Source organism: Massilia sp. GER05 (genome assembly GCF_052056005.1).
In the GTDB taxonomy this organism is placed as follows: Bacteria; Pseudomonadota; Gammaproteobacteria; order Burkholderiales; family Burkholderiaceae_D; genus Telluria; species Telluria orientalis.
The window spans coordinates 2223530-2236056 of the sequence record NZ_CP178858.1; the positions used below are offsets into that span (position 1 = coordinate 2223530).

Here is a 12527-nt window from a genome sequence, read left to right on the forward strand (position 1 = left end):
TGTTGATGTAGTTTGACTACCGATTCGGGGCGATTATTTTTGTGAGAAATATTGTAAGTCAATGATTTAAATGAAGATTTAATATGGATTGCGATTTTTGCGCCGATTGTCATGGAGGATTTCATCCTGTATATTGCATAAAATTACTGGAGAGACACCACATGACCACTTCCTCGCACGACAAGAATCCGTGGTGGCGCGAAGCCATCATCTACCAGGTTTATCCGCGCAGCTATCTCGATACGAATGGCGACGGCGTGGGCGACCTGCCGGGCATCACCGCCAAGCTGGATTACATCGCCAGCCTGGGCGTGGACATCGTCTGGCTGTCGCCGTTCTTCAAGTCGCCGATGAAGGACTTCGGCTACGATATCGCCGACTACTGCGACGTCGACCCGCTGTTCGGCACCCTGCTTGACTTCGACGCGCTCGTCGCGAAGGCCCACAGCCTGGGCCTGAAGATCATGATCGACCAGGTGATGGCGCACACGGCCGAGAACCATCCGTGGTTCGTCGAGAGCCGCTCGAGCCGCGACAATCCGAAGGCCGACTGGTATGTGTGGTCCGATCCTCTCCCGGACGGCAACCCGCCCAACAACTGGCTGTCCGTGTTCGGCGGCCCGGCGTGGCAGTGGGACAGCCGCCGCAAGCAGTACTACATGCACAACTTCCTCGTGAACCAGCCGCAGGTGAACTTCCATAATCCGGCCGTGCAGCAGGCGCACCTGGATTCGCTGCGCTTCTGGCTCGAGCGGGGCGTCGACGGCGTGCGCATGGACGCCTGCAACTTCCACTTCCACGACCGTACACTCCAAAGCAATCCGCCGGCCCTCGTGCGCGACACGTCGACCGTCACGGACGTGAACCCGTACGGCATGCAGGCGCACATCCACGACAAGACCCAGCCCGAGAACATCGCGTTCCTGCAAAGGCTGCGCAAGCTGCTGGACGAATACGGCGCCGTCGCGATCGGCGAAGTGGGCGCGGACGATTCGCTGGCCGTGATGGCCGACTACACGTCGGGCGGCGACAAGCTGCACATGGCCTACAGCTTCAACCTGCTCACGCCCCAGTTTTCCAGCCGCCATATCCGCCGCCAGGTCGAGGAATTCAATGCGCGGGTGAAGGATGGCTGGGCGTCGTGGTCCGTCGGTAACCACGACAGCATTCGCGTCGCCACGCGCTGGTCGGCAGGCGAATGGACCCCCGCACTGTCCAAACTTGTGCTGGCATTGCAGCTGTCGCTGAAAGGCACGCCGTGCCTGTACCAGGGCGACGAACTGGCGTTGCCGGAAGCGGACGTGCCTTACGAGCTGCTGCAGGACCCGTACGGCATCACGTTCTGGCCGGAGTTCAAGGGCCGCGACGGCTGCCGCACGCCGATGCCGTGGACGAGCGCAACGCCGAACGCCGGCTTCACCACCGGCAAACCGTGGCTGCCGGTGCCGCCGGAGCATGTGGCGCTGGCCGAAGAGGGCCAGGACAAGGACCCGCAATCGACGCTGAACTTCGCGCGCAACATCATCCAGTGGCGCCGCGGCCTGCCGCAACTGACGCGCGGCGACATCGCGTTCTTCGACGTGCCGGAACAGGCGCTGGCGCTGCGCCGCGACGAGGAAGGCCTCCCGTCGGTGCTGGCCGTGTTCAACGTGACCAATGCGCCGCTGACGTTCGACTGGCCGGCAGCCGCCGGGGCGAAGAAGCTGGAAGGCCACGGCCTGTCCGGCGACGTGAACGGCACGACCGTCACGCTGCCACCGTACGGCGGCTGGTTCGGTACAATCGCATAATGGAAGAACAACCAGACAATACACGTACGGCGTTCGCCGACGGCCCGCGCCTGCTGGCCGACATCGGCGCGACGCACGCGCGCTTCGCGCTGCAGACCGCACCCGGCACGTACCGCTCGGTGCGCGTGCTGAAGTGCGACGACTACTCGGGCATCGTCCCGATGCTGCGTTTCTACCTCGCCGAACACGCGGACACGCGCCTGCACCACGGCGCGCTCGCGCTCGCGAATCCCGTCGACGGCGACTACGTGCGCATGACGAACCGGCCGTGGGAATTCTCCACGGACGCCGTGCGCCGCGAACTCGGGCTGGACACGCTGCTGATCGTGAACGACTTCACGGCGCTGGCGATGGCGATCCCGGGCCTGAAGGAATCGGACCTGATGCAGGTGGGCCCCGGCAAACCCGTGCCGGGCGCCGTGCTGGGCGTGCTCGGACCGGGCACGGGCCTGGGCGTCTCCGGCGGCATTCCGACCGTCGACGGCTTCGTCACGCTCGGCAGCGAGGGCGGCCACGTCAACTTCGCACCCAGCGACGAGCGCGAGTTCGCGATCCTGCAGACCGCGTGGCGCGAATGGAGCCACGTGTCGAACGAGCGCCTGATTTCCGGCCCCGGCATGGAGATCATCCATCGCGCGCTCGCCGAGCGTAACAAAGTGGAGGCGCCCGCGCGCACGTCCGCCGAGATCATCGCCGGTGCGCTCGACGACGATGATCCGCTGTGCCTCGAAGTGCTGGAATGCTTCTGCGGCATGCTGGGCGGCGCCGCGGCGAACCTGGCGGTGACCCTGGGTGCGTTCGGCGGCATCTTCATCGGCGGGGGCATCGTGCCGCGCCTTGGCGAGTGGTTCAGGACGTCGCCGTTCCGCACGCGCTTCGAAGCGAAGGGCCGCTTTTCCAGCTACCTGTCCGACATCCCGACGTACGTGATCTCGACGCCGCACGTGGCATTCGACGGTGTCGCGAACATCCTGTCCGAACACCTGCGCGGCCGCAGCGGCGGCAACACGCTGATGGACCGCATCCACAAGCTGCGCCCGGAACTGACGCCGGCCGAGCAGCGCGTGGCGGCCCTCGTGCTGGAGCAGCCGCGCCTCGTGCTGAACGAACCGATCGCCGGCATCGCGAAGCTGGCGGACGTGAGCCAGCCGACCGTGATCCGCTTCTGCCGCTCGCTCGGTTTCCTCGGCCTCGCCGACTTCAAGCTGAAGTTCGCGAGCAGCCTGACGGGGTCGATTCCCGTGCGCCACAGCCAGGTGCGCGGCAGCGACAGCACGCACGATTTATCCGCGAAGGTCATCGACAACACGATCTCGGCGATCCTGCAGTTCCGCGACCAGCTGGACGTGCGCGCCATCGACCGTGCGATCGAACTGGTGAGCCGCGCGAAGCGGGTGGAGTTCTACGCGATGGGGAATTCGCGCGTGGTGGCGCTGGACGGCCAGCACAAGTTCTTCCGCTTCCGCATCCCGACCGCGCTGTACGGCGACTCGCATTTGTTCAAGCTGGCGGCCGAGCTGCTGGGACCGGGCGACGTCGTCGTCGCGATCTCGAACTCGGGCCGCCTGCCGGACCTGCTGTCGGCCGTCGAGGCGGCGCGCGCGGCGGGTGCCGACGTCATCGCGATCTGCAATAGCCAGTCGCCGCTCGCGCGCCGCGCGGACGTGCTGCTGGCGGTGGACCACGCGGAGGACAGCACGCACTTCCTCGCGATGATCTCGCGGATCCTGCAACTGCTCCTCATCGACATCATGGCGGTCGGGATCTCGGTCGACGTCCATCATGCGCGGGCGTTGCCGCCGGCGGCGACGGAAGGCGAAGGGGAAGGGCGCAGGGCGCTGATCTCGCACCTCGATAGCTAACGCATGTAATTGGTGGGCTCGGGGAGCCCACCCTACGGCAGCAAACGCGTAGTAATTGGTGGGCTCGGGGAGCCCACCCTACGGCAGCAAACACGTAGGGTGGGCACCCCGTGCCCACGATGCGTCACCGGCGCGCTTCGATCTTCGGCAAAAACGCCGCCAGCATCCCCAGCAAGGGCAGGAACGACGCCAGCCGATACACCGTCTCGATCCCGGACACATCGGCCAGGTGCCCCATGGCCGCGGCGCCGATACCGCTGACGCCGAACATCAGTCCAAAGAAGATCCCGGCGATCATACCGACCTTGCCCGGCACGAGCTCCTGCGCGAACACGACGATCGCGGAGAACGCGGACGACATCACGAGCCCGATCACCACCGACAGCACGCCGGTCCAGAACAGGTCTGCATACGGCAGCGCCAGCGTGAACGGCGCGGCGCCGAGGATCGACACCCAGATCACGCGCTTGCGGCCGATGCGGTCGCCGATCGGGCCGCCCGCGAACGTGCCTGCCGCCACGGCCGCGAGGAACACGAACAGGTACAGTTGCGCGGTGCCGACGGGGACGTGGAATTTCTCGATCAGGTAGAACGTGTAATAGCTCGACAGGCTCGCCATGTAGACGTATTTCGAGAACACGAGCATGGCCAGCACGGCCAGCGCGCGGATGACGGTCGCGCGCGGCAGCGTCGAACCGGCATGCGCGCCGGCCTTGCGCGTGATCGTCTTGAGGTGGCTGCCGTACCAGCGCGCGACGCCCACGAGCACGATCACGGCGACGAGGATGAACAGCATGAACCACGCGATGCGGCCCTGGCCGCGGCCCACGATGATGGCGGCGGCCAGCAGCGGGCCGAATGCGGAGCCGAGGTTGCCGCCGACCTGGAACAGCGACTGCGCGAAGCCGAAGCGTCCGCCGGACGCGAGCCGCGCCACGCGCGAGGCTTCCGGGTGGAAGGTCGACGAGCCGACGCCGATCATGCCCGCGGCCAGCAGCAGCATCGGAAACGTGCCGGCGACGGCCAGCAGCGCGACGCCGGCCAGGGTCACGCACATCCCGGCCGGCAGCAGGAACGGGATCGGGCGCTTGTCGGTGGCCAGGCCGATCCACGGCTGCAGCAGCGACGCCGTGCACTGGAACGTCAGCGTGATCAGGCCGACTTGCGTGAAGCTGAGCGCGAACTGCTCTTTCAATAGCGGGTAGATCGACGGCAGCACGGCCTGCACGCAATCGTTCAGCAGGTGCACGAAGGCGACCGAAAACAGGATCTGGAGCACAGTCCCGGGCGCGGCGCTGGCCGGCCCGGACGCCGTGACGGAAGGCGAAGTGGGCGTGGTCATGGTGGTTTTTCCGATGAATGGCGGTCCAGTGTAATATCGGTAATTTAAGCGCATATTCCATTTATCATCGCCCAAGTGACAATCACGCCTTCTCCCGGCTACCGCCAGAAATTCCGCAAGCTGCCGCGCAGCGTGACGGCCGTGCCGTCCGAAGTGCAGCACGGCGAGCTGGTCGAAGCCCACAGCCACCCGTGGGTGCAGCTGCTGTACGCCAGCGAAGGCGTGATGCGGGTGCGCACGGCGCTGGGCGTTTGGATCATCCCGCCGCGCCGCGCACTCCTCATCGCGCCCGGCATCGTGCACGAGCTGACGATGCTCAGCCGGGTCAATATGCGGACGCTGTACATCGAGAAGGAGGCGGCCGGCGGCCTCGTCGACGGGTGCAAGGTGCTGGAAGTGAGTCCGCTGCTGCGCGAGCTGATCCTGGCGCTGTCGGCGGAGCCCGTCGACTATCCGCCCGGCGGGCGCGGCGAGGCGCTGGCGCGGCTGATCCTGTCGGAACTGGAGGCCATGGAGACGGTACCGATCGCCGTCCCGTGGCCGCGCGACCGCCGGTTGCAGGCCCTGTGCGCGGACATCATGGCGCATCCCGCCAGCCAGCGCCGGCTCGACGACCATGCGCTCGACGCGGGCGCCAGCGCGCGCACGCTGATCCGGCTGTTCCCGCGCGAGACGGGCCTGCACTACCGCCAGTGGGTGCAGCAGGTGCACCTGGCGCACGCATTCGAAATGCTGGCGCGCGGCGAGAGCGTAGGCAGGATCGCGGAGGCACTCGGCTATGCGAGCCCGAGCGCGTTCACGAGCATGTTCCGCAAGCTGCTCGGCAAGACGCCGCAGCATTACCTGGCCGAGTGGCGGGCGCGGGCTTGAAGGATGACGGGGGGGCGCCGCCGACCGGGGGAGGAGTGGCGCCACCGTTCACGTGAGGTGGACGGTGGCGCTGCACGGTCAGCGGCAGCGTCCACGATAGACGCGTTGCCGGGGGGCGGTTTGAGTTCGGTCAACGATGACGACCTCGCGTCGCGTGCCGGTTCCCTATCGAACGCGTTGGCGCGTGTCCCGGGATCTTCCGTTCGGCCGTGCTCGTTGGCTGCGCAAGAAGGAATGCTGGCTGCCGTATCTGCAATGCGTGCTCGACTCCAGAACCGTGCGCGACGCGGCGCGCATCGTCAACGTGCACCGGACGACCAGCTTCCGGTGGCGCCACCGGTTCGTGCCAGGCGCGATGCGCGACCGGCCGAACACGCTGTCGATCATCGTCGAAGCGGACGAGACGTACCGCCTCGAGTCGCAAAAGGGTTCGCGCAGCCTGACGCGCCCGGCGAGAAAGCGCGGCGGCGTGGCAACACGGCGCGGCATCGACGGGGAGCACGACTGCCTGCTCGTCGCACGCGATCGCAGCGGCCGAGCGCTGGATTTCCATACGGGGCGAGGCCCGGTGCCGGTGGCGCAATTGCACGAGTGCCTGAAGCCCGTGCTGCCTGGCGACACTCTGCTGATCAGCGACGGGGCCACGGCCTACGAGTGCTTTGCGGCCCAGACCGGCATCACGCACGAGGCCGTCAACGTGAAGGCCGGCGAACGGGCGCGCGGCGCCATCCATATCCAGAATGTGAACAGCTGGCACAGCCGTTTCAAGAACTGGCTGGTGCGGTTCCGTGGCGTGGCAAGCCGCTACCTGATCAATTACTCTGGATGGCAGCGCGTGCTGGACGACCGTCGCCTGACGACGCCGGCGCAGTTGCTGTGCGCTGCGGCCCAGTCCGGCTAAACGGCCGGGTTACCGAATTATCGCGAACACAGCCTATTTTTTGCGCTGGCGCCGCGCGGGGATCGATCGGCATCCATCCAGTGTCGGGTAGGTATCGACCCATCCGACCACCCACTGGACCAGCTGTATTTTCGAATAGTTGCACTGAAAGTTCGAAGTGGGCATGGCATCGAGCGGGTCATTGAATTCGTTGTACTCGAGGTTGAAGACCTTCCCTTCCGGTATCGGCACGAGATCGGGGGCGACCACGGTGTCGGGTGCGTTCTTCAGGCGCACGGGGTCGCTGGTGACGAAGCGGGCCCGGCTGGAATGCGTATCGCGCCGGGGCAGGTAAAACAGGTTCATGGGCTTGTGCAGCACGTCCGCAAAGCGCTCGGGCCGGTCGAAGCGCATCATGTCGGCCGGAACGCGCAGGTCGGCTGCGCTCGACTGGCACGCGGGGTCCATGTCGACAAAGATCCACGTAGAACTCTCGTCCTCGACCACGAGCATCGGCAGCGTCGGCTTCGACCTCTGCCTGCACCAGGGTTCGTGGAACCAGATGTCGATGGAATCCATGTCCCCGCGACGCTCAGGCCGAGCACGTTTTGCGTTGGCGGCGGCGTCGTAATCGATGAATGCCACGTTGGGGAAAAAGTCGTTGGGCTTCTCCGCACTTCTGTTTTCTTCCCATCGTCCTACTACGCGCCGGGTCGTGCCGCTGTATGCGGATAACACCGGTTTGAAGCCCGGTAAATCCTCTCTCAAGCGTCGATTCACCGCATCGTGGTGCACCACGATTGGTTGCCAGTCGGGTTTGGAGCCGCGTTCGACGACCACGTATTGCGCATGACAGGTTTCCTGGTCGCCGTCGAGGGAGCGGTAGCAGTCGAAGTAGCGTTGCAGGTCGGCGCCGTTCGAATAGCTGTGCAATGGCCCATTTGGGAGATAAAAATACTTCTCGTCCGTGTTGCGGGTCGGGATCGGGATGCATCCCTGCAGGAGTGCGGCAAGGCAGAGAATGAATGCCAGTCGGATTTTCATGCCGTTTTTGCAATAAAAATGCAAATCCTAGCCGAAGTAGTCCACTCAGTCCATTGTTCTGTCAGCGCGACTGCAGTTCGACGTTGCGGATATTGCGCCGCCATTCGGCCAGCGATTGCACGGAATCATTGTCCAGGTCTTCAACGAGGATGTCGTCGCCCTCGTACGACACGAGGAAGCTGGCGCGGCGGTGCACGTTCTGCTTGCGGTCTTCCACGAAGCTCAGCTGATAGTACTTTTTTCCTTCGATGACGCGCGGGGTCGGATCGTCCTCGATGACGGCCCCGTGCGCCGCGCCGTGCGCGCGCCGTTCGATCTGCTCCGACCACGTCTTGAGTTCCGGCAGCGCCATCAGCACGGCGATCGCCTGGTCGCGCGTGCGCGTGGGCGCGGCCGGCGCCTGGACGGCGGCCGGCTTCGGCGGCGGCGCCGGTTTTTCGCCCTTGCAGGCGGCCAGCGCGGCCAGGGCGAAGAGGGCGGCGCTCAGCAGGCGGAACGAACGTGCGGACATGGCGGTTATCGAAAGGTAAAGAACCAGTCTAAACCAACTGGTGTTGCCCGGCAACTTGGAACGCCTGGCTTCACTTCAGCCCGGCGTTGCTGAACAGCTCGGTCGTCCAGTCCGTGAACGCTCGCATCGCCGGAGAGAGAAAGCGGTGATGGGGATAGAGAAGTGATACCGGGACGGGCGCTGGCCGCCTGTCGGCCAGCACCTCGACCAATTCTCCTGCTTGCAAATGGTCCGTCACCAGAATCTCGGCCAGCTGCATCAAGCCGAGGCCGTCGAGGCACAGCTTGATGTACAGGCCGGTCTCGTTGACCGCTACCGTGCCGGGGACCGGAACAGCGATGCCGACCCCGTCCTCAACGAAATGCAGCGCGCTCCCCCGTCGCGTCGTGCTGGAAAAGTAGTGGACCGCCTGGTGTCGCTGCAAATCCTCCAGATCCACGGGAATACCCTTTTCATCCAGGTAGGATGGCGCCGCGCAGGTGATCCAAGGCAGCTCGCCCAAGCGATGGGCGACCAGCGTCGAGTCACTGAGGCTGCCGGTACGGATGACGCAATCGACGCCCTCCTGGATCAAGTCCACCTGGCGATCATTTACGCCGATCATCAGGTAGATATCCGGATACCGCCGCTGGAATTGTTCCAGCTGCGGCAGGATCAGGGCATGTGCAATACCGCCCGGCATATCCACGCGCAGTCGTCCTTGCGGACGCTCGGCAGGACCGTGCAGACTGGATTCCGTGTCGTCGATCAGGTCGAGTATTTCGCGGCAGCGGTAAAAGTACCGCTCACCTTCCGGTGTCAGGCTGAGGTTTCTCGTGGAACGGTTCAGCAGGCGTGTCTGCAAATGTTTTTCGAGCCTCTTGATGATGCTGGTGACCGATGATGCCGGTAAGCCGAGGGTCTCCGCCGCGCGCACAAAACTCCTGCTTTCGACCACGCGCAGGAATACCTGCATTGCTTGTACACGATCCATGTTTCGGCGAGGCCCTCGTTTTGAAAAGCGGACTATACCTCAGAATTATTCGACTTTTTTGCACGCTGAAAACGCTCGTGCCTACTTTTTCCGCATGCGTGTTCTCTCTAGACTAAGGAATCGTCACCACAGAAGGAAGACATCGACATGCCCGATCAACACCGTCAAATACTGGCTCCCTTGCCAGCCGCCTCCTCCCGAATCCTGGTTCGCGGTGCGACTGTCATCAGCATGGACAGCGAGGTCGGTAATCTGCCCCAGGGAGACATCCTCATCGTCGACGGTGCCGTTGCCGCCGTCGGCTTGCACCTCGAAGCAGAAGGCGCGGAAGTGATCGATGCGGCCAACATGATCGCTATCCCGGGCATGGTGGATACCCACCGCCATTCGTGGGAAGGGCAGCTGCGTCGGATAAACTCGAATGCGGCATCGCTCGAGGACTATTGCAACGCTACGCATTTCTCCTTCGCCAAATATTACCGGCCACGTGACATTTATGTCGGCAACATGATCACAGCACTGAGCTGTATCGATGCGGGTATCACGACCGTCATCGACAACTCGCACAATAGTCGCACTGCGGCGCACTCCGACGCAGCGGTCGAAGCGCTGCTCGATACGGGCATTCGCGCAGTCCACGCGGCAGGCGCGCCCGTCTCGGGTACATGGGACACGGCGCACTGGCAAGGAAACCTCGCCCGCCTGCAAGACAAGTATTTCAAGAACCATCCGGATGGGCTGGTAACGCTGGCGATGATGGCGCAGCTCGAACCGGATCAATGGGCGGTCGCACGCGAACTGGGCATTCCGATCGTCACGGAGTTTTTTGGGGGCGGCATGGCAGCCGAGCTCGACGATTTGCATCGGAAAAACCTGCTCGGTCCGGACAATATCTTCAATCACTGCACTTGCCTGCCTGACGCCGGCTGGAAAATCCTGCGGGAGGCAGGCGTGCGCGTGAATGTATGCCCACGTTCCGATGCCCACTATGGCATCGAGGATGGCATGTATGCATGGCAGGCGGCGTTACATCATGGTATTCGGCCGGGCTTAAGCGTCGATAACGAAACGTCGTACAGCGGCGATATGTTCATGGAAATGCGCGTGGCCTTTTACTTGCAGCGGGTGATTGGCGCAAGCCGGCGTCTCGGTGGTCACCACCATGCGGAGGCGCCAACCAACGCCTTTCGATTGCTGGAGGCAGCCACGATCGACGGCGCCGCATGTGCTGGCCTGGGGCACCGTATCGGCAGCTTGACGCCCGGCAAGCAAGCAGACGTCGTACTGATTCGTGCCGATGATCTCAACTTGTATCCAGTCAATAATGCCATTGGTACTGTCGTACATGCTGCTGAACGCAGCAATATCGATACTGTCATCGTTGGCGGACGTATCCGCAAGCGTGGTGGCGTTGTGCTTGGCGTTGATCGAGAAAAATTACGGTCGGTGATCGACGAATCGTGCACGCATCTGTTCAATGCCGCGGGTTATCAACCAGATCCGTTCGCCGAATCGTTCGCGCCGATTCACCTTGCGTAAGCGGAGCGTTCATATCTCCCGGTCAACGTGACCCGGTCAACGCGACCCGTTTGAACTGAACGTTGCGTGCTCTCTCCGTACTGATCGAGAACCCGGTGCAGCCATCGGCGCTGCACTGGTACTTGATCGTACCAAAGCCCGTGGCATAGTCGCGTTCGCCGTTGAAACCGAGCGTGACCGTGCCGCCCGGATAGGTCAGCACGAGGTCGCCGGCCCTGCCGGCGATCGAATACAGGACGTGCAGCTCGTCGCTGTAGAAATCGCCTTCGAGCCGTTGCAACTCCGCTGCGGAAGGCATGGGACGCGCGGTGCGCATGGCGGGAACATCCTGCTGGCCCCAGTGCAGGACGCCGCCCGCGACGATGCCATCCTTGCCGGGCGGATCGAAGCTGAAGCGGGCATCGGTCGCCCTGGCAAAGAAATCGCGCTCGCCATAGGCAAACACGGGCATTTTCGGGAAGCCCATGCCGAGCGCCATCAGCCGCCCGTTCTCCTTGGTGAAGGTGATCCCGGATTGCGGCGACGTCGCGTAAAAGCCGACCAGCGCATCCAGCCGCGCTGGGTCGAGCTGGACTTCCTTCAACGTCTTCGCGGGCGCCACGGGCGCGGCCGGCGCCGCGCCGGGTACGCGGTCGAGGGCCATGTCGGCGATCCTGCGCACGGTCTGGTACGTATCGATGTCGGCCGTGTTGGCGAGCACCACGACCGACAGACGCTGGTCGGGAAAACGCCAAAGCTGGGTGCTGTAGCCGCCGATCGTGCCGCCATGCTCGACGAGCCGCAAGGCGCGGTAGTTGTGGACAAACAGGCCGGAGGCGTACCCGATCGGCTTGCCGTCATTGAGCACGCCGGTGACCTGCATTTGCCTGACCACGTCCATCCCGCCGACGCGTCCGTCGTAGAAATTGCGATCCCATAGGGCCAGGTCGCCCAGCGTCGTCAACACGCCGCCGTCGCCGACCGGCGAGATGTTGACCGGCGCGAACTGGTAGCCCCCGGTGTCGCCGGGCACGTACGACAGGACACGGCCGGGCACGAGGGTACGGTAGTCCTGCTGGAACAGCGTGTGCGTCATGCCGAGCGGCACGAAGATGCGTTCGCGTGCAAATTCGGGAAACGGTTTGCCGGCCACGTGCTCCACGATCCGCGCGAGCAGCACGTAGCCGGTGTTCGAGTAGTCCCATTCCTGGCCGGGTTCGAAGTTGAGTGTGCGCTGGCGCCTGATCAACGCCAGCGCCTTGTCCTCGGCGATCACGTCGCCCGGGCGCAGGCCCGCCATGGCCATCAAGTCGAAGTAATCGCGCAATCCGCTCGTGTGGTGCAACAGGTGGCGAATGGTGATCTTCTTGCCGAAGTCCGGCACGTCGGGCAGGTACCTATGAACGTCGTCGTCGAGCGACAGCTTGCCGTCGTGTGCCAGCAGGTGGATGGCAAGCGCGGTGAACTGCTTGGACATCGAGCCGATGAAGAAGGCGGCGGACGGCGACATCGGCACGCCGCGTTCGATGTCGGCCATCCCGTAACGCTTCGTCAGTACCACCTTGCCGTCGCGGATCACTGCGACCACGGCGCCGGGTACGGCCGGCCGGTTCCACTGGGCGAACAGCGCGTCGATCTGCCGTTCCGGCGACGTGGCGGGGCCGGCGATGCCGGTCAGCGGCAGCGCGGCCAGCAAGGCCGCAAGCAGTGCAAATCGTTTCACGTGTCGTTCCTCCG

Annotated in this window: 10 protein-coding genes; 5 read left to right on the plus strand and 5 right to left on the minus strand. The window is 64.2% G+C overall.

Annotated features, from left to right (window positions below; genetic code table 11):
* Positions 1–161 precede the first annotated feature (161 nt).
* Together ACL58G_RS09935 and glk are read left to right on the plus strand one after the other, a co-directional pair.
* Positions 162–1790, plus strand: coding sequence for an alpha-amylase family glycosyl hydrolase (locus ACL58G_RS09935; RefSeq protein ID WP_440966603.1), 1629 nt, complete (start codon positions 162–164; stop codon positions 1788–1790).
* Positions 1790–3652, plus strand: a complete 1863-nt coding sequence (gene glk / locus ACL58G_RS09940; RefSeq protein WP_413382879.1) for a glucokinase — start codon at positions 1790–1792, stop codon at positions 3650–3652. Before ACL58G_RS09935 ends, glk begins: the two co-directional genes overlap by 1 nt.
* A 124-nt stretch (positions 3653–3776) precedes the next feature.
* Here the strand turns inward: glk and ACL58G_RS09945 are convergent, their stop codons facing one another.
* Complete coding sequence (locus tag ACL58G_RS09945) at positions 3777–4994, minus strand: MFS transporter (protein WP_440966605.1); 1218 nt, start codon at positions 4992–4994, stop codon at positions 3777–3779.
* 75 nt (positions 4995–5069) lie between these two features.
* On the opposite strand from ACL58G_RS09945, the gene ACL58G_RS09950 reads away from it, so the two are divergent.
* Together ACL58G_RS09950 and ACL58G_RS09955 are read left to right on the plus strand one after the other, a co-directional pair.
* Positions 5070–5864 (plus strand): AraC family transcriptional regulator, encoded by a 795-nt coding sequence (locus tag ACL58G_RS09950; RefSeq protein WP_440966607.1) that lies wholly within the window; start codon positions 5070–5072, stop codon positions 5862–5864.
* A 184-nt stretch (positions 5865–6048) separates the two neighbouring features.
* Positions 6049–6765 carry an IS1595 family transposase gene (locus ACL58G_RS09955; protein ID WP_440966609.1) on the plus strand — a complete coding sequence of 239 codons (717 nt, stop codon included), beginning with the start codon at positions 6049–6051 and terminating at the stop codon, positions 6763–6765.
* A gap of 33 nt (positions 6766–6798) precedes the next feature.
* Here the strand turns inward: ACL58G_RS09955 and ACL58G_RS09960 are convergent, their stop codons facing one another.
* From ACL58G_RS09960 to ACL58G_RS09970, 3 genes are all read right to left on the minus strand, one after another.
* Complete coding sequence (locus tag ACL58G_RS09960) at positions 6799–7788, minus strand: hypothetical protein (protein WP_413382887.1); 990 nt, start codon at positions 7786–7788, stop codon at positions 6799–6801.
* Between the two features lie 61 nt (positions 7789–7849).
* Positions 7850–8299, minus strand: a complete 450-nt coding sequence (locus ACL58G_RS09965; RefSeq protein ID WP_413382889.1) for a hypothetical protein — start codon at positions 8297–8299, stop codon at positions 7850–7852.
* 70 nt (positions 8300–8369) lie between these two features.
* The gene (locus ACL58G_RS09970; RefSeq protein ID WP_413382891.1) at positions 8370–9272 is read right to left on the minus strand and encodes a LysR family transcriptional regulator; all 903 of its coding nucleotides are present in this window, start codon (positions 9270–9272) and stop codon (positions 8370–8372) included.
* Positions 9273–9419: 147 nt separating this feature from the next.
* On the opposite strand from ACL58G_RS09970, the gene ACL58G_RS09975 reads away from it, so the two are divergent.
* Positions 9420–10811: an amidohydrolase family protein gene (locus tag ACL58G_RS09975; protein ID WP_440966611.1), complete on the plus strand. Its 1392-nt coding sequence runs from the start codon at positions 9420–9422 to the stop codon at positions 10809–10811.
* A gap of 22 nt (positions 10812–10833) precedes the next feature.
* Here the strand turns inward: ACL58G_RS09975 and ACL58G_RS09980 are convergent, their stop codons facing one another.
* A complete protein-coding gene (locus ACL58G_RS09980) occupies positions 10834–12513 on the minus strand; it encodes a serine hydrolase (protein WP_440966613.1) in 1680 nt (559 codons plus the stop codon).
* Positions 12514–12527 lie beyond the last annotated feature (14 nt).